Below are 23,697 nucleotides of genomic sequence, written 5' to 3'. Positions count from 1 at the left end.
GTCGTCGGAGCCCGGCGCGGTCTCGCCGTCGAGGAGGAGGGAGGCGGCGACGTCGGCGCGCAGCTGGCCGAGGGTGCGCTCGTCGTGGGGGAGGTCCTTCAGGCTGCGCGCGGCGCGGTCGGCGCGGTCGAAAGCTCCGTGCGCTTCCGGGGCGGGGAGGTGGAGGTGCAGGGTGGCCATGCCGTCGAGGTCGCTGTCGAGCCAGACGCCGCGGCGGGCGGCGCACCGCGTGTGGCGGTCGGTGAGCGACTCCGGGTGCAGGCGTTCGCGCAGCGACCGCAGGCGCCGCCGGAGCTGGGGAGGGGTGCACTCGCGGGCGATGACCGCTGCGGAGTCGTCGAAGCGGCCGCGCACCTCCGCGGGCTCGCGCAGCGACCGCAGGCGCCGCCGGAGCTGGGGAGGGGTGCACTCGCGGGCGATGACCGCTGCGGAGTCGTCGAAGCGGCCGCGCACCTCCGCGGGGAGATCCAGTGCGGCCCGGATGATCACGCGCGCGTGCTCGGGTGCGATCGCGGCCTCGCGCAGGGCCGTGAGTGTTTCGGGCAGTTCGTTGACGAGCATCCGGCTCTCCTCCACGAGGACGCCTGCCAGGGATTCCGAGACCCGCATGCCTGTCGCGAGCTCGGCGATCAGGGCGCGCATCGCNTTCGTTGACGAGCATCCGGCTCTCCTCCACGAGGACGCCTGCCAGGGATTCCGAGACCCGCATGCCTGTCGCGAGCTCGGCGATCAGGGCGCGCATCGCTGCCTCCTCGCGGTCGACGTGCGCCTGCATGCTCGGATCGACGAGCGCATCCGGGAGCGTCATCGCCGTGCGGCGGGCGAGCTCGATCAGCTCCGCCCTCTGCGCTTCCGCTCGGGAGCGGAACGCGTCGACCGCGCAGGCGGCTCCGACGGCGGCGACGAGGGCGTCGTCGAAGCACTCGCGCACGCTCGGACCGCCACTCGCGGGCCGTGCTTCGACATCCAGGAGAACCATACGCGGATGACACCAGGGACCACCGACACCACAGCCGCAATCGCGCCACGAGGCGGGGGAACGCGCCAGGGAGGGGGTCGGAGGTGGGGCTGCTGGTGGACGTGGATCTCGATACGCCCGCTGCGCGGGCTACCCGATCAGCAGAGGTGGGGGCTTGGCGGGCTGGTCTATCAGTAGAGGGTCGATCCGCGGGGTGTGCTCGGCGCTTGGGCTACGCCCGCCGGTCGCTGCTCCGGCCAGGCGCGGCGGGGCGCGCGGGGGCGGCAGGTACCCTCGGTCGGATGGACGACAGGTACGGGCAGGACGTGCTCGCCGGGGACTGGCGGGCGAAGCACAAGGTCGAGGTGGCGGTCGTCGAGGCCGTGCGCGACCTCGTGGTCGAGGAGGTCGCCTCCGGGTTCGTGGGCGCCGTGCTCGGCGTCGAGATGCGGATGGTGCGGCTCGAGGACCGGTTCGGGAAGGTGCGCGTGTTCCCGATCGGGCCCGGGTTCCTGATCGACGGCAAGCCGGTGTCGCTGAAGGCGCCCGGTCTCAAGCGCGACGCGAACCTCGGCCGGGCGCGCTCCGCCTCCGGATCGTTCCACGTCGCCGACGCGAAGGCGCGCGTCGCGCTGCCCAGCCGCATCTACGTCGAGGGGCGGCACGACGCCGAGCTCGTCGAGAAGGTGTGGGGGCACGACCTGCGGATCGAGGGCGTCGTCGTGGAGTACATCGAGGGCGTGGACCACCTCGACGAGCTGGTCCGCGCGTTCCGTCCGGGCCCGGGCCGGCGCATCGGGGTGCTCGTCGACCACCTCGTCCGCGGGTCGAAGGAGTCGCGGATCGCCGACACCGTCGCCGCCGGCCCGCACGGCGAGCACGTCCTGGTCGTGGGCCACCCCTACATCGACATCTGGCAGGCGGTGAAGCCGGACCGCGTCGGGCTCGAGCGCTGGCCCGAGATCCCGCGCTCGATCGAGTGGAAGCACGGCATCTGCAAGGCGCTCGGCTGGCCGCACGAGGAGCAGGCCGACATCGCCCGCGCGTGGCAGCGGATCCTGGCGACGGTGACGACGTTCCGCGACCTGGAGCCGGCGCTGCTGGGACGGGTGGAGCAGCTGATCGACTTCGTGACGGAACCCGCGTGAGAGCCGCGGTCGCCCTCGCGTTCGACGTCGTCCTCGTCGCGGTGTTCGTCCTGATCGGACGTCGCAGCCACGAGGAGGGAGGCGAGCTGCTCGGGTTCCTGACCACGTTCTGGCCGTTCCTCACGGGACTGCTCGCCGGCTGGGCGCTCGCGCGCTCGTGGCGTGCTCCCGACCGGATCGTGCCGACCGGGCTGATCGTCTGGGCGGGCACGGTCGTCGTGGGGCTGCTGCTCCGGATCGTCTCGCAGCAGGGCGTGCAGTGGAGCTTCGTGATCGTCACCGCGCTCGTGCTGGGCGCGTTCCTCCTGGGGCGGCGGACCCTCACGCGGCTCGCGGCACGGCGTCGAAGGCGCTGACCCTCAGCCCAGCACCTGCACCCCGAAGTGCTGCGCGAACAGCGGCAGCATCAGGCTCAGCTGCAGCTCCGTCAGCGCCGCTCCGCGCAGGCCGTCGAGCCCGCCGAGCACGTGCAGCTCGGCGCCGCGCAGATCGAGGTGCTCGAGACGGGCGCCGCCGAGCTCGAGGGAGCGGACGTCGCAGTCGACGAGGCGGACCCGGGCTCCGGTGGCCCCGCCCAGGTCGAGTTCGTCGATCGTGCAGCGCTCGAGCAGGACGTCGCGGAGCGCGGCCCCGCGCAGGTTCACGTAGCCGAGCTTGCAGTCGGCGATCCGCACCTGCTCGAGGGTGCTCTCGTAGAGCTCGGCCGAGCCGAGCCTCGAGCCGAGCAGCTCGACCGAGCGCCATCGGCTGCGGGCCGCGGAGAGGCCGGGCACGTCGATCCGCTCGACGCGCGACTCGACGACGGAGGCGGCGCGCAGCTGAGCCCCGGAGAGGACGGCGGCGGAGAGCAGGCACTCGCTGATCGAGAGGGCGGTGAGGTCGGCCCCGGTGAGGTCGACCCCGTCGAAGTGCAGGCCCTCGGCGTGCTCGCGGGCACCGAGATCACCGGCGAACCCCTCGGCGAGGGAGTCGAGGCGGAGGGGATCGAGTCGGGGAGCGGGGATCGCGGCGCGCATCCGGGGAGCCTAGCCCGCACCGCCGACGCGGATCCCGCTCCGGCGCCCCTCTCACCCCGGCGTCGGTGCGGCCTGGGAGGATGGACGGATGAACCCGACGCTGCTCGAACGGATGCCGACGCCCGACGCCGACGGGCGCGTGGACGACGACGCCGTCTACCTGGCGTTCACGGAGTGGGCCGAGGCGCGCGGACTGCCGCTCTACCCGGCGCAGGACGAGTCGATGCTCGAGATCGCCTCCGGAGCGAACCTGATCCTCTCGACGCCGACCGGCACCGGCAAGTCGCTCGTCGCGATCGGCGCGCATGCCGCTGCCCTCGCCGCCGGGAAGCGCAGCTACTACACGGCGCCGATCAAGGCGCTCGTGTCCGAGAAGTTCTTCGCCCTCGTCGACGTGTTCGGGGCGGCGAACGTCGGGATGGTGACGGGCGACTCCTCCGTCAACGCCGACGCCCCGATCATCTGCTGCACGGCCGAGATCCTGGCGAACCTGGCGCTGCGCCACGGGGCCGGGACCGCCGTCGACCAGGTGGTGATGGACGAGTTCCACTTCTACGCGGACCCCTCGCGCGGCTGGGCCTGGCAGGTGCCGCTGCTGACGCTGCCCCACGTGCAGTTCGTCCTGATGTCGGCGACGCTGGGCGACGTGACGGCGCTCGCCGCCGACCTCACCCGCCGCACGGGACGCGAGACGGCCCGCGTGACGGGCGTGGAGCGTCCGGTGCCGCTGCACTACTTCTACGAGATCGCGCCGATCCACGACTCGATCGAGGAACTGCTCGCGACGAACCAGTCGCCCGTCTACGTCGTGCACTTCTCGCAGGCTGCGGCTCTCGAGCGCGCGCAGGCGCTCACGAGCGCCAACATCGCCAGCCGCGAGCACCGCGACCGCATCGCCGAGGTGATCGGCGGTTTCCGCTTCACCACGGCCTTCGGCAAGACCCTCTCGCGGCTGCTGCGGCTGGGCATCGGCGTGCACCACGCCGGCATGCTGCCGAAGTACCGACGGCTCGTCGAGCAGCTCGCCCAGCAGGGAATGCTGCGGGTCATCTGCGGCACCGACACCCTGGGCGTCGGGATCAACGTGCCCATCCGCACGGTGCTGCTCACGGCGCTGACGAAGTACGACGGCACCAGGATGCGTCAGCTCTCGGCGCGCGAGTTCCACCAGATCGCCGGCCGCGCCGGTCGCGCCGGCTACGACACCGCGGGCACCGTGGTCGTACAGGCGCCCGAGCACGAGTCCGAGAACCGCAAGGCGCTCGACAAGATGGGCGACGATCCGAAGAAGCGGAGGAAGTGGGTCGCCAAGCGCGCGCCGCAGGGCTTCGTCAGCTGGGGCGAGCCGAGCTTCCGCAAACTCGTCGACGCGGAGCCCGAGACGCTCACCTCGCACATGACCATCACCTCGGCGATGCTCCTCAACGTGATCGCGCGCGGCGGCGACGCCTTCGCGAACGTGCACGCGCTGATCTTCGACAACCACGAGCCGTGGAAGCGGCAGCTGCAGCTCGCCCGTCGGGCGCTGGGCATCTACCGGACGCTGCGCGAGGCGGGCGTGGTCGAGCAGAGCGTCGGCGCCGACGGCGTGGTGCGCATCCGCCTGACCGTCGACCTGCAGCCCAACTTCGCGCTCAACCAGCCGCTCTCGCCGTTCGCGCTCGCGGTGTTCGACGTGCTCGACCCCGAGTCGCCGACCTTCGCGCTCGACGTGATCTCGGTGCTCGAGTCGACGCTCGACGACCCGCGGCAGATCCTCGGCGCCCAGCAGTTCCAGGCGCGCGGCGACGCGGTGGCGGCGATGAAGGCCGACGGGATCGAGTACGAGGAGCGGATGGAGCTGCTCGAGTCGGTCACCCACCCCAAGCCGCTCGAGGAGCTGCTCGAGGCGACGTTCGCGACCTACACCGCGGCGCAGCCCTGGGTCCGCGACTTCGAGCTGTCGCCGAAGTCGGTCGTGCGCGACATGTACGAGCGGGCGATGTCGTTCGGCGAGTACACCGCGTTCTACAAGCTGTCGCGGTCGGAGGGACTCGTCCTGCGCTACCTGTCCGACGCGTTCCGCGCGGCCCGGCAGACGATCCCCGACGAGATCAAGAACGAGGAGCTGCACGACCTGATCGAGTGGCTCGGCGAGCTCGTGCGCCAGGTCGACTCGTCGCTCGTCGACGAGTGGGAGGAGCTGGTCAACCCGGCCCTGCACGACGCCGACCAGGCGATCGTGCCGCCCGCCCCGCGCCGACTCACCGCGAACCAGCGGGCGTTCCGCGTGCTCGTGCGCAACGAGATGTTCCGCCGGGTGTCGCTGGCGGCGCTCGACGACCACGAGGCGCTGGGCGAGCTCGACGCAGCGGCCGGCTTCGACGCGGACGCGTGGGGGGAGGCGCTGGACGACTACTACGACGAGCACGACACGATCGGCACGGGCCCCGACGCCCGCGGGCCGGCGATGCTGCTCGTCGAGCAGACGCCGACGCAGTGGCGGGTGCGGCAGATCCTCGACGACCCGGCCGGCGACCACGACTGGGGCATCTCGGCGACCGTCGATCTCGCCGAATCGGATGAGGCGGGAGCCGCCGTGGTGCGGGTCACGGGCGTGGGGCGGCTCGACGGCGGGAGCTGAGTCGGAGGGTCGTTCCCGCCGCGCCGTCCGTCAGCGTCGGCGCTGCTCGCGCTTGCGCATCTCGGCGGCGATGTCGTCCTCGGTGATCTCCTTCTTCACCGGGCCCCAGATCGAGGCGGCCTGGCCGATGACGCCGATCCCGATGCCGAGCATCGGCCAGATCGGCCAGAAGTAGCCGTCGCCGCCCGAGGCGAACCAGACGGTCGTGGTGATCGCCGAGACGCTCGCCCAGCCGCCGACGGAGCCGAAGAAGTCGCGCTTGCGCTTGAGCTCGCGGACGGCGATGGCCCGGTCGGCGTCCTCGACCCGCTCGGGCGCCGACGGCTCGGCTCCCGTCGCCGGCTCGACGGCCTTCGCGTCCCGTCGTGCTGCGGGATCCGGGGACCCCCACTGGTCGCTCATCCGGCCCCCTCCGTGTCGCTCGCTCCAGACTACGCACGGGCCGCGGCGCCCGCACCGCCGTCAGGACCGGGCGTGCACGTGGGTGCGCTCCATGATGGCGCTGGTCAGCGCCTCGACCGGCTCACGGGCGGCGGTGCTGCTCTCGAGCAGGCGGAAGTCGATGTCCTCGAGCTCGGGCAGGCCGGCGCGGTCGCCGACGGTGACGAGATCCTCCGGGATGAGGGAGCGCGGGAAGACGGCGACGCCGATGCCGGCGCGGACCGCCGCGAGCACGCCGTTCACCTCGCGGGTGTTGCAGGTGATCCGCCAGGTGCGTCCGGCCGCCTCGAGGGCGTCGATCGCGATCTGCCGCGAGACGCTGGGGCCGCGGTAGGCGATCAGCGGCACCGTCTCATCGCGCTCGACGACCGTCTTCTCGTGCGCGACCCAGACCATCGTGTCGCGGCGCACGAGCCGGCCGTCCGTGGATCCGGGAGCGGTCTTGACGAAGATGAGGTCGAGCTGGCCGGCCTCGAGTCGTCGCCGCAGCGGCGCGCTCTGGTCGACGGTCAGCTCGAGCTTGATCTGCGGATGCAGCTGCCGGAAGTGCCGGAGGATGCGGGGGAGCTGCGTGATCGCGAGGTCGTCGGCCGAGCCGAAGCGGAGCCGGCCCTTCATCGCGGTGCCGCTGAAGTAGTCCTCGGCGGCGGCGTGCGCGGCGAGGATCGTGCGGGCGAAGCCGGCCATGGCGACTCCGTTGTCGGTGATCTCGACTTCGCGGGTGTCGCGGACGACGAGGATGCGGTCGGCCGCCTGCTCGAGCCGGCGGACGTGCTGGCTCACGGTCGGCTGGCTGATGCCGAGCCGCGCCGCCGCCCGGGTGAAGCCGCGCGTCTCGGCGACCGCGAGGAAGGTCCGGAGGAGGACGGGGTCGTACACGGAGGCCTCCCGGGGGTCGCGGTCATTGCGAGGGGTGATGCGGGCTCCCTCCCGAATTTACGGGCTCGATGCGCGGAGGGGGAGTCCCTGAGCCTCAGGACGGCTCGGGCTGGCAGTGCGGGCACCACCACGTGCGGCGCCGCTCGGGGTCGTCGGGGACCTCGGCCCGCACGAGCACGACGGTGCCGCAGCGGCGGCACGGACGACCGGCCCGGCCGACCACCCAGTGGCGCTCGCCGGCGCGGGTGTCGCCGGTGGTGGTCTGGAACATGCCGGGGATCGTGACCGAGGCGCGCAGGGCCCTCGCCGAGGTGGCGACGAGTGCGCGGACGTCGAGGGAGCCGACGGGGCGCCAGGGGAACGCCCCGCGGAGGAAGCAGACCTCGTTCGCCCAGAGGTTGCCGAGCCCGGCGAGCATCCGCTGGTCGAGCAGTGCCGCGATCACCGGCCGCTCCGGCGCGCGGAGGAGGCGGGCGACGGCCTCGTCGGCGCTCCAGTCGTCGCGGAGCGGGTCGGGACCGAGGTGCCCGATCGCGGTCGGGAGGTCCCGCTCGTGCAGCAGCTCGACGACCGGGAGCTCGAGGCCCCACAGCGTCGTGCCGTCGTCGAGGCGGAGTCGGACGCGCACGTCGGGGAGGACCCGGCGCGGGACCGCGCGGCCCGGCGCGGTGACGGTCCACGAGCCCTGCATCCGCAGGTGCGTGTGCAGGACCAGCTGCTGGTCGAAGTGCGTCAGCAGGTGCTTGCCGTGCGTCTCGTGGCGGAGGACATGCAGGCCGGTGAGCGCGGTGCCCGCGGCGTTCCCGGAGCGGAGCTCGCCCTCCACGACGAACCGCCCGTCGGCCGCGGAGCGGAGACGGGCGGCGAGTCGGTGGACGCTGTCTCCCTCGGGCACGGGCCGCACTCTAGAGTGCGCGGCCCGTGCCTTCCTGGGGAGTCGGCCCGCCTCAGCGGGCGGGGTACGCCTCCTGGACGGTGCGCTCGGACCCGTCGGGCGCGGTGACCACGATGGTCGCGACGCCCGCGGTGAGTGCGCGCTCGTGCGTGTTGAAGGTCACGCTGAACTCGCGGCCCGGCTTGAGCTTCTTGGTCGACTTGGTCCCGTAGTCGGTCGAGACGACGACCGAGACGGGTTCCGGTCCGTTGTTCACGGCCGTGACCGTGATCGTCGCGAACGGGCCGCGGGCTCCGGTCTCGGCGCTCGTGGCGACGTCGATGGAGGTGACGGGCGCCTCGGGCAGGTCGAGGCCGACGACCACGGGGTCGTGGTCGCTGGAGCGGAACGCGGAGGTGTCGTAGAAGATCGTCGCGTTGTAGTCGTAGCGGCTGTACTCCAGCGCCACGGACTCGCCGCTGTTGATGTTCCAGGTGTCGACTCCGGTGACGATCGCATCGGCGGCGGGGGAGGCGAAGACGTGGTCGAGCGAGCCGACCGCGCCGTCGAACGAGTAGGAGTACTCGCCGCCGTCCTTCGCGCCCTGGTCGAGGTAGCCCGCGTCGGTGATGACCTTCACCGGGTCCTCCTGCGAGTAGGCGTTGAAGTCGCCGAGCAGGTAGACGAGCTCGGTCGCCTTCTCGGTCTTCAGCCGGTCGGCGAAGGCGACGAGCGCGGTGGCCTGGGCGACGCGCGAGGCGTTGGAGGCGCCCTGACCGTCTCCCTGGTCGGCGTCGGCGCCGGATCCGGAGCCCTTCGACTTGAAGTGGTTGACGATCGCGACGAACTCGCTCTCGGCGACGCCGATCAGGCGGAACTCCTGGGCGAGCGGCTTGCGTGCGTTCGAGAACGCGGTGGTGTCGTTCAGGATGACCGACTCGCCGACGGGCTCGATCACGGCCTTCTTGTAGATGAAGGCGGTGCGGATGACGTCCTCGTCGGCCAGCGCGGGGAGCGCGGCGGGCGAGGCGACGTACGCCCACACCTCCGAACCGGCGGCGGCGTTGAGGGCGGCGGTCAGCGTGGCGAGGGCCTCGTCGCGCGGCTTGCCGAACTTGGCGGAGTTCTCGATCTCCTCCAGCGACACGACGCCGGCACCGAGGGCGTTGATCGCGGTGACGATCTTGGCCTGCTGGCGCTCGAGGTCGTCGGCGTTGGCGGCGCCTCGGGCGTCGCAGCCGCTGTTGACGGTGACGGGGTCGCCGTCGCGGTCGGTGTAGAACGTGCAGCCGGCCACCGAGTCGCCGGTGGTCGAGAAGTAGTTGAGCACGTTGAAGGACGCGATCGCCACGTCGCCGCCGACGGCCTCGGGAGCCGCGGTGCGGGTGTCGGCGAACTCGGCCGGCTGCACCGTCTCGGCGTTCTCGACGGTCAGCTGCGTGACGGGCTGGAAGGCCCAGCCGTTGTTGCGGTAGTCGAGCACGACCGGCCCGGTGAAGGTCGTCGGGGCTCCGACGCGGATCGGCTCGGTCGGCGTGAGGTAGGGCAGCGGGATCGCCTTGTTGGCGGCCGACCCGAGGAAGTTGATCGAGGCTCCGTCGTCGAGCACGACGGCGCGGGCCGCGTTGTCGGCGACGACCGCGGCGAGCTCGGGCGATCCCGGGCGGGCGACCTCGGTCGGGGTGAGCAGCGGAGAGGTCCCCGCGGCGAGCCCGATCGAGCCGAAGCTGTTGAGATCGAAGGTGTCGGTCACGGTGAAGGCGCCCTGCGGGGCGATCAGCATGCTCTCGAGCAGTTCGCGCTCCTCGGCCGTGCGGGGCAGCTCGACGGCGGCCGGGACGACCGGGGCGGCGGGTGCCTCGAGGCGGACGACGGTCGCGGCCGAGGTCGGGGTGAGCTCGGTGAGCCCGTTGAACTCGCTCACGGTGCCGGTGATCTCGAGGTGGTCGCCGATCGCGACGGAGCCGACCGACCCGGAGGAGTAGACGAAGACCGCGTCGGAGGCGGTGCGGCCGGTGGTGCTGCCGCCCGTGCCGGGCGTCTGGATCACGTAGCCGTTGTAGCCGCCGGAGGGGTAGCGGGCAGTGACGACTCCCGTCGTGGTGACGGTGCGGCCGACGAGCGGCGACGCGGCTCCGCTGCCCTGGATCTCGGCGATGGTCGCCTTCTCGGCGGGCGCGGGAGGAGTGACGGGCGGCGTCGTGGGGCCGGGGGTGGGCTCCGGCTCGGCGTCGGTGCCGCTCGAGCGGGGCGTCGGCGCTCCGACGGAGAAGTCGGCGCTGTTGACGTCGGTGTCGCCGGCGGTGCCGTCGGCGCGCGAGATCGACTCGGTGTTCGTCGGGACGGCGGCGGCGGTCGTCTCGAAGGTGTTCGAGGTGCCGTAGCCGAGGAGGTCGAGGACCGTGCCGGGCTGCGGGGCGGTGCCGGTCGGCGGGGCGACGAGCGGAGCGGTGCCGTCGACGAGGAAGAGGGTGCCGCCACCCGCCGCGATGTTCAGGCCGTTCGCGACCTGGTCGGGATCGGGCAGCGCCGCGCCGTTCGTGCCGTTGCTCGCGCCCTGCACGAGGAAGTGGCCGCCGGCCGGGACGACGCCCTGGAGTGCGACGGTCGTCGAGGGGTTCGCCGTGCCGGTCGCGGAGCGGTACTGCAGGCTCGTGCCGGCCAGGGCGATGTCGGAGCCGGTGGGGTTGTGGAGCTCGACGTAGCGGTTGCTGTAGACCGCTCCGCTCGAGCCGCCGCGGGTGAAGATCTCGCTGATGACGAGCTCGTCGCCGGCCGGGGCGGCCGAGGCGGACTGGGCGACGAGCGGGGCGGCGACCAGCGCGAGGCCCGCGAGCCCGGCGCCGGCGAGTGCGCGCCTGCGTCGGCGGAAGGGGATGGCGGTGTCGTGCACCGGGGTGTCGGGCATGGGTGTCCTCTCGATCGCCGTCCCGGTGGGGACGGTCTGTCGCGCGTGCGTCGGCGCTGATGGAGCGCGGCCGGTGGTGCTCGTGCCCCTGTAAGGGGCACGAGTAGCCACGCTATGCAGTCCAGATGCCCGCTCCGTGAACCGGGTGTTTCATGAGTGTGAACTCAGCCACCGACATCGCGTCGCGACGGACACGACGGCGCGCGCCACTACGGTCGAGCCATGAGCGATCCCCACGATCTGCGCCGCCGTCTGGTCCGCGCGCACGGCGACTCCCGGGATCGGACGGACGGGTACGCCTCGGCCGACGTCACCGGCTGGTGGCGGGATCCGGGCCTGCTCGCGGCCCTCGGCCCCGGCCTCTCCGCCCTGTTCGCCGACGAGGAGGTGACGGTCGTCCTCGGTCCGCAGACGCGGGGCACTCCGCTGGCCGCCCTGGTCGCCCTGCACCGCGGCGCCGGGCTCGTCGAGGCGCGGAAGGCGTCGGCGCCCGTCGAGGACGGCGTCGACTGGTGGGAGTCGGCGCTCCCGCGCGACTACCGCGACGACCCGATCCACTTCCGGGTGCGCCGCGCCGTCCTGGCTCCGGGGGACCGCGTGCTGCTCGTCGACGACTGGATCGAGACCGGGACGCAGGCCGCCGCCTGCCGTCGCCTGGTCGCCCTCGCCGGGGCGGAGTGGGTGGGCGCGGCCGTCGTGGTCGACGGCCTGGAGGACGACGCGCGGCGCTCCGATCTGCGCGTGCGCTCGCTCCTGCGCGACGCCGAGCTCTGAGCGCTCGCGGCGGACGTCCGGGAACGGCGGCCATGATCGGGGGATGATCTCCTTCGAGCTGGCCCGAGCGCTGCGCACCGCGGGCGTGCGCTGGTCACCGGTCACCGGCGACCGCTTCCGCATCGAGCGGGAGGGGTTCGACGGCGACGTCTTCACCGTCAGCGACATGACGATCGAGGCGCACGAGTACCCCAGCGGCACCGTGCTGGGCTTCAACGGCACCACCGAGTGGGCGCTGGACTCGGTCTCGCTCGAGGACTCGCTCTGGATGCCGCGCGAGGACCAGCTGCGCGAGCTGCTGCGCGGCACGTTCCGCTCGCTGCGCCGCGAGGAGGGCGAGCCCGCGCGCCACGTCGTCGAGATCGTCCTCGGCGGGGTCGCGCGCACCTTCGAGGACGCGGCGCCCGAGAACGCCTACGGCGAGGCGCTCCTGGCGCTGGTGAGCTCGGCCTCGGTCGATCTCGACGACGTCGACGAGCTCGTCTGAGCCGCTGAGGCGCCGGAGGCCCCCGCCGTCCGCGTCAGGACGCGGCCTTCTCCTCGTCGCTCTTCGCGGCCGTCCGCTTCGCCGCGGGCTTCTTCGCGGCGGGCTTCTTCGCCGGGGCCTTCTTCGCGGCCGGCTTCGATCCGGCCGCACCGGACGCGTCGTCCTCGGCCGCCGTCGACGAGCCCTTCGCGGTGCTCTTCTTCGCGGGCGCCTTCTTCGCAGGCGCCTTCTCCGGAGCGTCGCCCGTCGCCCCGCCCTTCGCCCCGCGGCTGCGCTCGACCGAGCGCTTGAGCGCCTCCATCAGGTCGAGCACCTCGCCGCCGCCCTCCTCCTCCGGCTTCTCGCCGAAGGTCGCGGCGGTGTCGAGCGCGTCGCCCTGCTCGATCTTCGCGTCGATCAGGGTGCGCAGCTCCTCCTGGTACGCGTCGGTGAACTTCGACGCGTCGAAGTCCTCGGAGTAGGAGTCGACGAGGTGCGAGGACATCTCGAGCTCGCGCGCCGCGATCCGGGTCGTGCCCTCGAGGGAGGGGAACTCGACCTCGCGGACCTCGTCGGCCCAGAGCAGCGTCTGCAGCATCAGCAGCTTGCCGCGTACGCGCAGCGCCGCCAGACGGGTCTTCTGCCGCAGGGCGAACTCGACGATCGCCGTGCGGTCGGTCTGCTCGAGGGTGCGCCGCAGCAGCACGTACGCCTTGGGGGAGGAGGAGTCGGGCTCGAGGATGTACGCGCGGTCGAACATGATCGGGTCGACCTGGTCGCTGGGCACGAACTGCACCACGTCGATCTCGCGGTCGCGCTCCTCGGGCAGCGCCTTCAGCTCGTCCTTGGTGAGCACGACCGTGTGCTCGCCGTCGTCGTAGGCCTTGTCGATGTGGTCGAACGAGACGACCTCGCCGCAGACCTCGCACTTGCGCTGGTACCGGATCCGCCCGCCGTCGCGGTCGTGCACCTGGTGCAGCGCGATGTCGTGGTCCTCGGTCGCGCTGTAGATCTTGACCGGCACGTTGACCAGGCCGAAGGTGATCGCGCCCTTCCAGATGGCTCGCATGGGTTCAGTGAACACCGTGCGCACCGGCGGCGGGAAGCCCTTCCGGCACTCGACGTCCTCCCGGCCCGCGGGTGTGGAATGGGCGGATGACGAGTGAGGACACGACCAGGAGCGACGAGGACCGGCCGTCGGACCGGCTCCGAGCGGCGCTCCACGCGTCGAACGCGTCGTCGAGGCTGCAGGCGGCGATGAGCGCGGGGACGAGGCCGGCCGACGAGTACGTCCCGGTGCTGGTCGCGCGCTGCGCCGTCGAGCCCGACTTCGGCGTGCGTGAGATGCTCACCTGGGCGCTGGTGCGGCACGACGCCGCGGTCACCGTCGATCCGCTGATCGCCGAGCTGGTCTCGGAGTCGCCGCAGGCCCGCGCGCAGGCCCTGCACACGCTGTCCAAGGTGGGCGATCCCCGGGCGTGGGCCGCGATCACGCCCGCGCTGCTGCACGACGAGCACCTCGAGGTCGCGAAGGCCGCCTGGCGCACCGCCGCCCGCCTCGCACCCCCGGAGGAGCGTTCCGCGCTCGCCCGGCAGCTCGCCGAGCACCTCGGCGACGGCGACCGTCCCGAGCAGCGGAGTCTCACCCGCGCGCTCCTGATGCTCGAGGAGGCCGCGGCGCCCGCCCTCGAGACCGCCGCGCAGTCGGAGGAGCAGCCGAGGCGGATCCACGCGCTCGCGACCCTCCGCCTCCTCGCCGACCCGGACGAGGACGTCGAGGACGCCTTCGATCGCGCCCGCCGCGCCTGACGAGCCCGCACGCGGAGGAGCCCCGGGCGTCGAGGGAGCCTGCAGCAGCAGGCGGCCTCGACGGCCCGGGGCTCCCCGGTCGCGTCGCGCGTGGACTACACGCCGACGCCCGTCGGCAGTTCGCGGTCGGCGAGGTACTCGCGCACCAGGCGCTCGACCGTCGCGCGGTCGAGGCCGAGACTGCCCAGACCTGCGTCGAGGTACTGCTCGGCGTTCTCGGCGGTGATGCCGATCTCGGCGATGATCTCGCGGTAGGTCATGCCCGAGGCGAGCAGTCGCAGGATCTCGGCCCTCGTCGGCAGAGTGACCGGCGTGGGCTCCGGCGTCGGCGGGGTCGGGTTCTTCTCCCCGTCGATCGCCGAGGTGTCGTCGGCGAACGAGGCGGTCACGAACGCGATCGCCTTCGAGGTGATGCCGAGCGCCTCCTGATTGATGTTCGCCAGGTCGTCACCGGCCGAGTGGTAGTTCGGGTCGTGCGGGATGCCGGCGGTGCCGCCGAAGAGCGCGACCTCCTCCTCCGTCTTGATGTCGTCGGCTCCGGTGAAGACGCCCGACGAGGGGATCCCGACCGAGATGAAGCCGTCGTAGTCGCTGCGTCCGTCGAACGCGGTGTCGATCCACGGCTGGCCGATGGAGTCGAAGTAGTCCGTGAACGCCTTCTCGGTGGCGATGGAGCCCGCGGGCACCTCGACCGGGGCCTCGTAGGTGGACTCGTTCGCGTCGTAGACCGACACGACGTAGTTGGGCGAGGCGACCATGTCGAAGTTCATGTACGTCGCGATCTTCGCAGCGTCCTCCTCCGTCAGCGAGTCGACGTAGGTGTAGGAGCCGACCAGGCCGACCTCCTCGGCGCCCCACCAGGCGAAGCGGACCGCGTTCGTGGTCTCGCCGGCCTCGGCCAGCTCGACCGCCGTCTCGAGCAGCGTCGCCGATCCGGAGCCGTTGTCGTTGATGCCGGGGCCCTCGGGCACGCCGTCGAGGTGCGCGCCGAGCATGACCACGTTGTCGTGGTCACCGCCCGCGGTCTCGGCGAGGATGTTGAAGGTGTCGGTGTCGGTGGTCGTCTGCTCGAGGACGAGCGTCGCGCTCGTGGGCAGCGCCGCGAGCAGCGCCTGACCCTCCTCGAGGGTGACGCCGACCGACGGGACGTAGGCCTCGTCGGGAGCGCCGAGCGTGCCGTTCAGCGGCTCGGCGGGGGCGTTGTTGTAGATGATGACCGCGGAGGCGCCCGCCGCTCCCGCGGCCGCGCTCTTCTCCGCGAAGGAGCAGGTGCCGCGGCTGACCAGGGCGACCTTGCCCGTGGCGTCGAGGCCGGCCCAGGCGTCGGCCGTGCAGCCGAGCGGGTCGACGGGAGCGATGAGCTCGCCGGTGACGCCCCCCTCGGGCGTGGACGGCGTGAACGACATCGGGATGCCCTCGACGGCCGGGGTCGTGGTGAGCGAGAACGCGTCGATCGTCTGCGTCGTGGTCGTGAAGTCCTGACGCTCGGTCTCGTAGCCGGCGGCCGCGAGGACGGATTCGACGTACTGCCCGCTGAGCTCGTAGCCGGGCGTGCCGATGGCCCGGTTGCCGCCGTTCGCGTCGGCGATGGCCTGGAACGCCTCCAGGTGCTCCATGATGCCGTCGACCGTGACGGCGTCGGCGAGGTCGGCGGCCTCGACCGCGCTCGCGCTCGGGGCGAAGACGAAGCCGGCGACGAGGGCGCCCGCTCCGATCATCGCGCTGGTGCCGAGGAGTGAGCGCCGGCGTCGTGCGCCTGGTGCTCGGGGTGTGCTGTTCGCCACAGGGGTGTCCCTTCGTCGATGACAGGGGCCGCCGGGTGGGCGGCCGACGCACCCGAATCCTGCGAACGGGGTGCGCTGTGGGCGAGGCTATTCTCAGGTCGACCGAAAAGACACCCTTCCGGGGCTGATTTCACGTCGGCGAAACACGGCGGGCTCGTCCCCGCGGGTGCCGTCTGCAGAGCTCAGACGGTCGCCGGGCTCTCCGCCCACTCCCTCAGCATCGCGACGGTCTCGGCCGGCCGGTCGCGGTGCGGGCTGTGCCCCGCTCCCGCCACGACCGCGTACCGCACCCGCGGATTCGCCCGCAGGACCTCGGCCGCGAGCCGCGGGCCGAAGAACGTGAACACCTGCGGGTCGCCCGCGAGCACCAGCACCGGCGCCGTCAGCGCGGGCACGTCGGCCAGCAGGTCCCACGGGTCGTTGTCGTCGACGACCGCGGCGACGGAGGAGGGGTCGGCCGCGTGCGCCGCCCGTAGCTTCTCGGCGCGGTCGCGCGCGTCCCAGTCGGGCACCGCCTCGGCGAGCTGCTCCTCCGTCGCGGTGAGGGCGTCGAGCTCGTCGGCCCGTACCTCGGCCCGCATCTCCTCGGGCAGGCGCAGGACCGGATCGATCAGCGCGAGCCGCGCAGCCCACTCCGGATCCCGCGCCGCGGCCCGCACGGCCACCGCTCCGCCGAGCGAGTGGCCGACCACCAGCCCCCACGGTCCCGCGCCGTCCGGCCGCAGCGCGAGGACGTCGTCGGCGAAGTCGTCGTGCCGTGAGGAGCCGCCGCGCGGCCCATCGCCGTGGCCGCGCAGGTCGGGCGCGCTCACCGTCCAGCCCGCGGCTCGGAGCGCCTCGGCCACCCGCCACCAGGTCCCCCCGGCGCCGCCGAGTCCGTGCAGGAGGAGTGCCGTCCGTGTCGTCATGGGGGAAGGCTAAGGGGACGTCAGTCGAAGCGCGGGTCCCTTCCGGTGCGCTCGCCGGTCGCGAGGGAGGCGATTCCTGCCAGATCCTCGGCGTCCAGCTCGAAGCCGAAGACGTCGATGTTCGCGCGGATGCGCTCGGGAGTGACGGACTTGGGGATCACGACGATCCCGTTCTGCACGTGCCAGCGCAGCACGATCTGCGCGGGCGAGACTCCGTGGCGCGCGGCGAGCCGGGCCAGCAGGGGCTCCTCCAGCAGGCGACCCCGGGCCAGCGGCGACCAGGCCTCGGTCACGATGCCGCGGGCGGAGTCGAACGCGCGCAGCTCCTCCTGCGGCAGGCGCGGGTGCAGCTCGACCTGGTTGACCGCGGGGACGACCCCGGTCTCGGCGCCCAGGCGCTCGAGGTGCTCGATCGCGAAGTTCGAGACGCCGATCGAGCGGGCCCGGCCCTCCTGCTGCAGTCGCTCGAGCGCGCGGTAGGTGTCGACGTAGCGGTCGCGGGAGGGGATCGGCCAGTGCACGAGGTAGAGGTCGATGTAGTCGGTGCCGAGGAGCTCGAGGCTCCGGTCGAACGCCTCGAGGGTCTCGTCGTAACCGTGGTCGTCGTTCCACACCTTCGTGGTCACGAAGACCTGCTCGCGCGGGATCCCGCTCGCGCGGATGCCCTCGCCGACGCCGCGCTCGTTGGCGTAGAGGGTGGCGGTGTCGATGTGCCGGTAGCCCGCCTCCAGCGCGGTGCCGACGGCGCGGGCGGCCTCGGCGTCGCCGATCTTGTACACGCCGAGTCCGATCTGCGGGATCGCGCGGCCGTCGTTCAGAGGGATCAGGGGGACGCTCATGCCCTCCATGCTGGCACGCGGCCCGGCGCCGTCCCTGGGCGCGGGAGGAGCTCAGAGCTCCCAGTCGAGCTCCCCGTGCGGCCCGACCCGCACCGCGTCCTCGATCAGCGCGGCGAGCCCGGCGACTCCGAACAGCAGTCGCCGCTCGGCCGCTGCGGTCTCGTCGCCCGCGCCGAAGCGGCGGACCGCGAAATAGTGGTCGTGCCCGGGCTGCAGCCCCTCGACGCTCTCGGTGTCGGCGAGGGCGAGCAGGCCCCGGTGCGGCCGGCGACCGGGCCCCAGCCCCAGCCAGAGCGAGCCCGTCTCGAGCACGACCGCCGTGCTCGGCACCAGCGCGCCGTCGCGCATCGACCGCGCCGTGATCATCCAGCCGAAGCCGAGGTGGTGCAGCTGCACCGTGTGCGGCCCCCGCCACGCGTGCGACGGGTCCTCGGCGCGGTAGTAGACGGGGGAGGGGCGGAACGCGCCCTGCCAGAGCGCCGCGGCCAGCTCGCCGCACCACTCCGGCGCCTCGGGATCGGCCCAGGGCTCGACCGCCTGCGCCTGCTCCACCGCGCGTCGATGCGCGCGGACGAGCTCCTCGGCGTCCTCCCGCAGTCCCATCGTCGCCTCACCTCCGGCCGCCGCGTGGGGACCACTTTAGGGGGCGGGCTCCGGAAGGCTCCGAGCGGGCCGACGATCAGGTCGGCAGCTCGACCGGCTCCGTGTCGGGGAGCGGGCTCGAGTCGCGGCCGCGCAGATCCGGGTGGTAGCGGCGGCCGACCGCCGGCACCACGAACCCGACGAACGCGAAGACGGCGGCGACGACGATCGCCGCGGTCGGGCCGTTGCTGTCGATCTGCACGCCGGCGATCGCCGAGCCCAGCGCGGCTCCGATCAGCTGACCGGTGCCGACCCAGCCGTACGCCTCCGCGGTGTCCGAGAACTTCACGCTCGCGGCGGTGATCGTGAAGAGGGCGGCGAGGGCCGGAGCGATGCCGACGCCGGCGAGGAAAAGCGTGATCGAGAGCCACCAGAAGTCGGTCGAGAAGGCGGCGAGCCCCATGCCTACCGTCACGATCAGCATGCGGCGGGCGGTGGCCCAGCGGCTGATCGGGATGTGCCCCAGCGTCAGACCGCCCACGAGCGAGCCGGCCGCGAAGACCGCGAGCACCACTCCCGACTCCACCCCGCCCTCGCCGAACACGGCGACGACGCCCGCCTCGACCGCCGCGCACGCGCCGACCAGGAGGAACCCGACCACGGTCGCCAGCAGCACCGGCGGCTTGGTCAGCACCACGCCGATCCGGCGCTTGGAGCGCGGGATGCGCACCCGCCCGACCTCGGGCGACGCGATGAACCAGATGCCGCCGCCGATCAGGAACACCGCCGCGGTGAGGATGCCCGCCACCGTCGAGATCTGGATCGACACGAAGGTCGTCAGCACCGGCCCGAGCACCCAGATGATCTCCTGCGCCGAGGCGTCCAGCGAGAAGAGAGGGGTGAGCATCGAACTCGGCACCATCTTGGGGTAGATCGTGCGGACGGCGGGCTGCACCGGGGGCATGCTGAGCCCCGCGAGGAAGCCGATCGCGACGAACTGCCAGACCTCGAGCGGCAGCACCGCCATGGCGATGATCGCGGCGGCGCAGACGATCAGGGTCAGCGTGAGCACCCGGCGCATGCCGAGGCGGCCCATCAGCCGGCTGGTCAGCGGGCCGGCGATCGCCTGCCCGATCGACATCGAGCCGAGCACGAGGCCCGCCGCCGCGTACGAGTCGTGCACGTGCTCGACGTGCAGGAGGAAGGCGAGCGAGAGCATCCCGAACGGGAAGCGCGCCGTGAGCTGCGCGGCGATGATGCGCCCCACCCCGGGGGTTCTGAGGAGTTCGGTGTAGCTGCCCACCGGACGACACTAGCCGCCCACGGGGGCCATCGGGGACACGGCCCCGAGGCCGCCGATCAGCCCGCGAGGACCTTCCGGATCCGCTGCAGGGACACGCTCTCGGCGGTGCCCAGCGACTGCGCGAAGAAGCTCACGCGCAGCTCCTCGATCATCCAGCGCGCGCGCTGCAGGTTCTCGGGGGAGTGCGGCGGCAGCGGCAGCACACCGCCGGCCGAGCGGTAGAGCTCGAGTGCCGCCTGCACCTCGTTCAGCCAGACGCGGTCGCGGCCGACGTTCTCCGAGATCTTGCCGAACCGCTCGGTGATCGCCGCGAGGTAGCGCGGCAGGTGCCGCAGCCGCTCGAGGCCGGTGGCCGACACGAAACCCGGATGCACGAGGGCCGACAGCTGCTCGCGGGCGTCGGTCAGTGCCGGCAGCAGGGCCATGCTGGTCGAGTTCTTGAGCGCCTTCTCGGCGGCCCGCGCGGTCGTGAGCACCGTGGTGACCGTCTTCACGGTCTCGAACATCGAGTCCATGACGCTCGCCGAGACCCGGTCGCGCACCGCGTCGAACTCGGCACGGAGGAACAGCATGCCGTCGGGCTTCATCCGCCAGAGCACGGAGTCGACGCAGGCGAGCAGGCAGTCCGTGAAGAGCGCCGTCGTGTTCTGGTACGGGCTCTGCGCGAGCACGAGCTTCTCGTTCGAGCTCAGGTGCTGCTGCACGTAGGCCACCGGGCTCGGCGTCGCGAGCAGGAGCAGGCGCCGCACGCCGCGGGGGTGCTCGCGGGCCTGGTCCTCGGGCGTCGCCATCAGGCGGATCGACACGGAGTCGCCGTCGTCGATGAGCGCCGGGTACGCGCGGATCGTGTTGCCGCCCTGACGGGTGTCGGTGGTGCGCGGCAGCTCGGGCATGTCCCAGGTCTTCAGACCCCGGCGCTCGAGCGCATCGGGCACGCGCGCCTCGACCACGCGGGCGACCTCGTCGCGCACGCGTCCGCGCAGGCGCTCGGCCAGCGGGGCCAGCTCCTTGCCCGCCGCGATCGTCCGGCCGCGCTCGTCGGCGATCGCGAACGTGACCCGGAGGTGCGCCGGGATCCGCTCGAGATCGAAGTCGGAGGCGTCGATCACCACGCCCGCCTCGCGGCGGATCGCTCCGGCGAGCGTCGCGGCGAACGACTCCGTCGGCGGGTTCGGCACGTCCTGCGGCAGCGAGGCGGTGAGCCGCTTCGCCCAGTCGTTCGCGGGGACCACGTTCCGGCGCAGGTGCTTGGGCAGCGCCTTGATCATCGCGGTGACCAGCTCGGCGCGCAGCCCCGGCACGAGCCAGTCGAAGCCCAGCGGAGTGACGCGCGGCAGGAGCGCGAGCGGCACGTGCACGGTCACGCCGTCCTCCTCCGTGCCCGGCTCGAACCGGTAGGAGAGACGGAAGCGCTGGTCGCCCTGGCGCCACTGGGTGGGGAACGCGGTCTCGTCGATCTCCTCTGCGTCCTCGGGCAGCAGGGTCTGCTGCGTCATGGTCAGCAGGTCGGGCTCGTCGTGCTGCTTCGTCTTCCACCAGGAGTCGAAGGAGCGGACGGAGGTGACGTCGCGCGGGATCCGGCGGTCGTAGAAGTCGAAGACGGCCTCGTCGTCGACGAGCAGGTCGCGGCGGCGGGTGCGCTCCTCGAGGCGCTCGAGCTCGGCGCGCAGGGCGCGGTTCGTGCGGTCGAACGCGTGCCGCGACTCCCACTCGCCCTCGACGAGAGCGTGGCGGAGGAACAGCTCGCGGGCGTAGGAGGGGTCGATCCGCGAGAACTGCACGCGGCGGCGCGCGACGAGCGGCACTCCGTAGAGCGTGACGCGCTCGTAGGCGACGGCCGCGCCCTGCGACTTCTCCCAGTGCGGCTCGCTGAACTGCCGCTTCACGAGGTCGCCGGCGATCGCCTCGGCCCAGGCCGGGTCGATGGCGGCGTTCGAGCGGGCGAACAGGCGGCTCGTCTCGACGAGCTCGGCGCTCATCACCGCGTCCGGCAGCTTCTTCGCGAGCGCGCTGCCCGGGAAGATCGAGAACTTGGCGTTGCGGGCGCCGACGTACTGCACGTTCTGGCGCTCGCGGCTCTTCGCCGCTCGCTGCGCCTGCTGCGAGGTCGTGTCCTTGACGCCGATGTGCGAGAGCAGCCCGGCCAGGACCGAGCGGTGGATGCCGTCCGGATCCACGCGCGGCTCGCCGAGCTCGAGGCGCAGCGGCTTCGCGAGCTGGCGGAGCTGGCGGAACACGTCCTGCCACTCCCGCACCCGCAGGTAGTTGAGGTACTCGGCCTTGCAGAGCCGGCGGAAGGCGCTGGAGGAGAGCTCCTGCTGCTTCTCCTCGACGTAGTTCCAGAGGTTGAGCAGCGTGAGGAAGTCGCTCGTCGGGTCGACGAAGCGGGCGTGCTGCTGGTCGGCCTGCGCGCGGCGCTCGAGCGGGCGCTCGCGGACGTCCTGGATCGTGAGCCCGGCGACGATCGCCATGACCTCGCGGCTGGTGTGGTGCGTCCGCGACTCGATCACCATGCGGGCGAACCGCGGATCGATGGGCAGGCGCGCGAGGTCGCGGCCGATGCGGGTGAGCTGCGGGCCCTGCTCCTTCCGCGAGCTGCCACTCCGGCTCGCCTTCTGCGGCGTGTCGCGTACTGGAGTGGCATCTCGCGAGGGAGAGCCGGAGGAGGACGCGCCGGGCGCGCGGATCGCGCCGAGCTCGGTGAGGAGGTCGAGGCCGTCCTTGATGCCGCGCGAGTCGGGCGGCGTGAGGAACGGGAACTCGGCGATGTCGCCGAGGCCGAGCGAGATCATCTGCAGGATGACCGCCGCGAGACCCGTCCGCAGGATCTCGGGGTCGGTGAACTCCGGGCGGCGGAGGTAGTCCTCCTCGGAGTAGAGGCGGATCGCGATGCCGTCGCTGGTGCGGCCCGAGCGGCCGGAGCGCTGGTTCGCCGACGCCTGCGACACGGCCTCGATCGGCAGGCGCTGCACCTTCGACCGCGCGCTGTAGCGCGAGATGCGGGCCGTTCCTCCGTCGATCACGTAGCGGATGCCCGGCACGGTGAGGCTGGTCTCGGCGACGTTCGTCGCGAGGACGACGCGGCGGCGCACGCCCGGAGTGCGCGAACGCTCGAAGACGCGGTGCTGGTCGGCGGCCGACAGCCGCCCGTAGAGCGGCAGCACCTCGGTGCCCGGCAGGGAGAGTCCGCGGATCGCGTCCTCCGCGTCGCGGATCTCGTTCTCGCCCGAGAGGAACACCAGCACATCGCCCGGATCCTCGCGCGCGAGCTCGGCGAGCGCATCGGCGATGCCGGTCATCAGGTCGCGGCTGCCCGCGGTGGCGTCCGGGGTGTCGGAGTCGTCCTCCTCCTCCGGCTCCTCGGCGACGAGCGGGCGGTAGCGGACCTCGACCGGGAACGTGCGCCCCGAGACCTCGATGATCGGCGCGGGCTTCCCCTCGGCGTCGGCGAAGTGCGCGGCGAAGCTGAGCGGATCGATGGTCGCCGACGTGATGATCAGCTTGAGGTCCGGCCGCTGCGGCAGGAGCCGGTGCAGGTAGCCGAGCAGGAAGTCGATGTTGAGGCTGCGCTCGTGCGCCTCGTCGATGATGATCGTGTCGTAGCGGCTGAGCAGCCGGTCGTGGTTCATCTCGTTCAGCAGGATGCCGTCGGTCATCAGCTTGATCCGCGTCGACGCGCTCGCCTTGTCGGTGAAGCGCACCTGGTAGCCGACGACGCCGCCGACCTCGTCGTCGAGCTCCTCCGCGATGCGCTCGGCGATCGTGCGCGCCGCGATGCGCCGCGGCTGCGTGTGCGCGATGCTCTCGCGCCCCAGCTCGAGGCAGATCTTGGGGAGCTGCGTCGTCTTGCCCGATCCGGTCGCCCCGGCGACGATGACGACCTGGTGATCGCGGATCGCGGCGGCGATGTCGTCGCGCCGCGCCGAGACGGGGAGCTCGGGCGGATAGCGGATGCTGAGGACGTCTGACATGAGCCCTCCATCCTACGGCGCCGTGGCAGAATGCCCACGTCCCTCCGCGAGATCCGCCGAGGGCTGCAGACCCTCGAGCGGAGAGCACGGCGTGAATCCGCAGTCCCTGCTCGTCGTCGTGAACATCGTCCTGCTGCTCTTCGCGATCCAGGGCGTGCTGGCGAATCCGCGCCTGGGCCGGGTGGGCAAGGTCGGCTGGGTCGCGTTCATCGTGATCGCCCCGTTCCTCGGCAGCATCGCGTACCTGGTGCTCGGCCGCCGGGGCGGACGGACCGGAGGCGGTGCCTCGCCGAGCGGACCGCAGCGGCCCAGCGGCTGGTTCTTCGAGCGCTGACACGGAGCGCTGACACGGAGCGACGCCCGTCCCCGTCCCGCCTCCCGGCACCGGTAGCCTCCTGGGCACCGTCCCGCTCG

At 72.5% G+C, this 23,697-nt stretch carries 21 protein-coding genes; 7 read left to right on the top strand and 14 right to left on the bottom strand.

The genetic code is table 11. The features are described from left to right. On the bottom strand, positions 1-642 hold a 642-nt coding region (locus ASF48_RS20140), incomplete at its 3' end, for a DUF222 domain-containing protein (RefSeq protein ID WP_157603196.1). Positions 643-646: 4 nt separating this feature from the next. Continuing rightward, the coding region (locus ASF48_RS19980) for a hypothetical protein (RefSeq protein WP_235577272.1) at positions 647-979 on the bottom strand (333 nt) is incomplete at its 3' end. A gap of 281 nt (positions 980-1,260) precedes the next feature. Here ASF48_RS19980 and ASF48_RS15995 point away from each other — a divergent pair. Further along, complete coding sequence (locus ASF48_RS15995) at positions 1,261-2,106, top strand: DUF3097 domain-containing protein (RefSeq protein ID WP_055793868.1); 846 nt, start codon at positions 1,261-1,263, stop codon at positions 2,104-2,106. After that, positions 2,103-2,462, top strand: coding sequence for a DUF3054 domain-containing protein (locus ASF48_RS15990; RefSeq protein ID WP_055793865.1), 360 nt, complete (start codon positions 2,103-2,105; stop codon positions 2,460-2,462). Before ASF48_RS15995 ends, ASF48_RS15990 begins: the two co-directional genes overlap by 4 nt. Before the next feature lie 3 nt (positions 2,463-2,465). Here the strand turns inward: ASF48_RS15990 and ASF48_RS15985 are convergent, their stop codons facing one another. Continuing rightward, positions 2,466-3,122: a pentapeptide repeat-containing protein gene (locus ASF48_RS15985; RefSeq protein ID WP_055793864.1), complete on the bottom strand. Its 657-nt coding sequence runs from the start codon at positions 3,120-3,122 to the stop codon at positions 2,466-2,468. An 88-nt stretch (positions 3,123-3,210) separates the two neighbouring features. On the opposite strand from ASF48_RS15985, the gene ASF48_RS15980 reads away from it, so the two are divergent. After that, on the top strand, positions 3,211-5,745 hold the full coding sequence (locus ASF48_RS15980; protein WP_055793862.1) for a DEAD/DEAH box helicase: 2,535 nt from the start codon (positions 3,211-3,213) through the stop codon (positions 5,743-5,745). Positions 5,746-5,775: 30 nt separating this feature from the next. Here ASF48_RS15980 and ASF48_RS15975 read toward each other — a convergent pair whose 3' ends face one another. The 4 genes from ASF48_RS15975 to ASF48_RS15960 all read right to left on the bottom strand — a co-directional run bounded on the left by ASF48_RS15975 (position 5,776) and on the right by ASF48_RS15960 (position 10,847). Then, positions 5,776-6,147 (bottom strand): 2TM domain-containing protein, encoded by a 372-nt coding sequence (locus ASF48_RS15975; protein ID WP_055793860.1) that lies wholly within the window; start codon positions 6,145-6,147, stop codon positions 5,776-5,778. 60 nt (positions 6,148-6,207) lie between these two features. Then, the gene (locus ASF48_RS15970) at positions 6,208-7,065 is read right to left on the bottom strand and encodes a LysR substrate-binding domain-containing protein (protein WP_055793858.1); all 858 of its coding nucleotides are present in this window, start codon (positions 7,063-7,065) and stop codon (positions 6,208-6,210) included. A gap of 94 nt (positions 7,066-7,159) precedes the next feature. Continuing rightward, positions 7,160-7,960: a DNA-formamidopyrimidine glycosylase family protein gene (locus ASF48_RS15965; RefSeq protein ID WP_055793856.1), complete on the bottom strand. Its 801-nt coding sequence runs from the start codon at positions 7,958-7,960 to the stop codon at positions 7,160-7,162. A 52-nt stretch (positions 7,961-8,012) separates the two neighbouring features. Next, positions 8,013-10,847, bottom strand: coding sequence for an ExeM/NucH family extracellular endonuclease (locus tag ASF48_RS15960; protein WP_055793854.1), 2,835 nt, complete (start codon positions 10,845-10,847; stop codon positions 8,013-8,015). A 222-nt stretch (positions 10,848-11,069) separates the two neighbouring features. Here ASF48_RS15960 and ASF48_RS15955 point away from each other — a divergent pair, with 222 nt between their 5' ends. Both ASF48_RS15955 and ASF48_RS15950 read left to right on the top strand, forming a co-directional pair. Beyond that, positions 11,070-11,621, top strand: coding sequence for a phosphoribosyltransferase family protein (locus ASF48_RS15955; protein WP_055793852.1), 552 nt, complete (start codon positions 11,070-11,072; stop codon positions 11,619-11,621). Between the two features lie 43 nt (positions 11,622-11,664). Beyond that, the gene (locus tag ASF48_RS15950; RefSeq protein ID WP_055793849.1) at positions 11,665-12,108 is read left to right on the top strand and encodes a hypothetical protein; all 444 of its coding nucleotides are present in this window, start codon (positions 11,665-11,667) and stop codon (positions 12,106-12,108) included. Positions 12,109-12,142: 34 nt separating this feature from the next. Here the strand turns inward: ASF48_RS15950 and ku are convergent, their stop codons facing one another. Next, a complete protein-coding gene (gene ku, locus ASF48_RS15945; RefSeq protein ID WP_055793964.1) occupies positions 12,143-13,156 on the bottom strand; it encodes a non-homologous end joining protein Ku in 1,014 nt (337 codons plus the stop codon). 86 nt (positions 13,157-13,242) lie between these two features. On the opposite strand from ku, the gene ASF48_RS15940 reads away from it, so the two are divergent. After that, positions 13,243-13,896, top strand: coding sequence for a HEAT repeat domain-containing protein (locus ASF48_RS15940; protein ID WP_055793847.1), 654 nt, complete (start codon positions 13,243-13,245; stop codon positions 13,894-13,896). Between the two features lie 95 nt (positions 13,897-13,991). Here the strand turns inward: ASF48_RS15940 and ASF48_RS15935 are convergent, their stop codons facing one another. The 6 genes from ASF48_RS15935 to hrpA all read right to left on the bottom strand — a co-directional run bounded on the left by ASF48_RS15935 (position 13,992) and on the right by hrpA (position 23,283). Then, positions 13,992-15,680, bottom strand: a complete 1,689-nt coding sequence (locus tag ASF48_RS15935) for a M28 family peptidase (protein WP_230673760.1) — start codon at positions 15,678-15,680, stop codon at positions 13,992-13,994. Between the two features lie 182 nt (positions 15,681-15,862). Then, on the bottom strand, positions 15,863-16,588 hold the full coding sequence (locus tag ASF48_RS15930; RefSeq protein ID WP_055793843.1) for an alpha/beta fold hydrolase: 726 nt from the start codon (positions 16,586-16,588) through the stop codon (positions 15,863-15,865). 20 nt (positions 16,589-16,608) lie between these two features. Continuing rightward, the gene (locus ASF48_RS15925; protein WP_055793842.1) at positions 16,609-17,427 is read right to left on the bottom strand and encodes an aldo/keto reductase; all 819 of its coding nucleotides are present in this window, start codon (positions 17,425-17,427) and stop codon (positions 16,609-16,611) included. 51 nt (positions 17,428-17,478) lie between these two features. Further along, positions 17,479-18,030: a hypothetical protein gene (locus ASF48_RS15920; RefSeq protein ID WP_055793837.1), complete on the bottom strand. Its 552-nt coding sequence runs from the start codon at positions 18,028-18,030 to the stop codon at positions 17,479-17,481. 76 nt (positions 18,031-18,106) lie between these two features. Then, a complete protein-coding gene (locus tag ASF48_RS15915) occupies positions 18,107-19,312 on the bottom strand; it encodes an MFS transporter (protein WP_055793836.1) in 1,206 nt (401 codons plus the stop codon). A 56-nt stretch (positions 19,313-19,368) separates the two neighbouring features. Beyond that, positions 19,369-23,283: an ATP-dependent RNA helicase HrpA gene (hrpA, locus tag ASF48_RS15910; RefSeq protein ID WP_055793834.1), complete on the bottom strand. Its 3,915-nt coding sequence runs from the start codon at positions 23,281-23,283 to the stop codon at positions 19,369-19,371. A gap of 91 nt (positions 23,284-23,374) precedes the next feature. Between hrpA and ASF48_RS15905 the strand changes: the two genes are divergently transcribed. Then, positions 23,375-23,617, top strand: coding sequence for a PLDc N-terminal domain-containing protein (locus ASF48_RS15905; protein WP_055793825.1), 243 nt, complete (start codon positions 23,375-23,377; stop codon positions 23,615-23,617). The last annotated feature ends 80 nt before the right edge of the window (positions 23,618-23,697 follow it).

The sequence above is a fragment of the Rathayibacter sp. Leaf299 genome, from assembly GCF_001423055.1.
GTDB classification, from domain to species: Bacteria; Actinomycetota; Actinomycetes; order Actinomycetales; family Microbacteriaceae; genus Rathayibacter; species Rathayibacter caricis.
The sequence above is the reverse complement of the archived record's forward strand: the minus strand, read 5'-3'. Positions and strand labels throughout refer to the sequence as shown.

Excerpts from the sequence above, each read along its gene's own strand:
- ASF48_RS15995 (WP_055793868.1), top strand. The coding sequence starts at position 1,261 with ATGGACGACAGGTACGGGCAGGACGTGCTCGCCGGGGACTGGCGGGCG.
- ASF48_RS15985 (WP_055793864.1), bottom strand. The coding sequence starts at position 3,122 with ATGCGCGCCGCGATCCCCGCTCCCCGACTCGATCCCCTCCGCCTCGAC.
- ASF48_RS15980 (WP_055793862.1), top strand. The coding sequence starts at position 3,211 with ATGAACCCGACGCTGCTCGAACGGATGCCGACGCCCGACGCCGACGGG.
- ASF48_RS15975 (WP_055793860.1), bottom strand. The coding sequence starts at position 6,147 with ATGAGCGACCAGTGGGGGTCCCCGGATCCCGCAGCACGACGGGACGCG.
- ASF48_RS15960 (WP_055793854.1), bottom strand. The coding sequence starts at position 10,847 with ATGCCCGACACCCCGGTGCACGACACCGCCATCCCCTTCCGCCGACGC.
- ASF48_RS15955 (WP_055793852.1), top strand. The coding sequence starts at position 11,070 with ATGAGCGATCCCCACGATCTGCGCCGCCGTCTGGTCCGCGCGCACGGC.
- ASF48_RS15950 (WP_055793849.1), top strand. The coding sequence starts at position 11,665 with ATGATCTCCTTCGAGCTGGCCCGAGCGCTGCGCACCGCGGGCGTGCGC.
- ku (WP_055793964.1), bottom strand. The coding sequence starts at position 13,156 with ATGCGAGCCATCTGGAAGGGCGCGATCACCTTCGGCCTGGTCAACGTG.
- ASF48_RS15940 (WP_055793847.1), top strand. The coding sequence starts at position 13,243 with ATGACGAGTGAGGACACGACCAGGAGCGACGAGGACCGGCCGTCGGAC.
- ASF48_RS15930 (WP_055793843.1), bottom strand. The coding sequence starts at position 16,588 with ATGACGACACGGACGGCACTCCTCCTGCACGGACTCGGCGGCGCCGGG.
- ASF48_RS15925 (WP_055793842.1), bottom strand. The coding sequence starts at position 17,427 with ATGAGCGTCCCCCTGATCCCTCTGAACGACGGCCGCGCGATCCCGCAG.
- ASF48_RS15920 (WP_055793837.1), bottom strand. The coding sequence starts at position 18,030 with ATGGGACTGCGGGAGGACGCCGAGGAGCTCGTCCGCGCGCATCGACGC.
- hrpA (WP_055793834.1), bottom strand. The coding sequence starts at position 23,283 with ATGTCAGACGTCCTCAGCATCCGCTATCCGCCCGAGCTCCCCGTCTCG.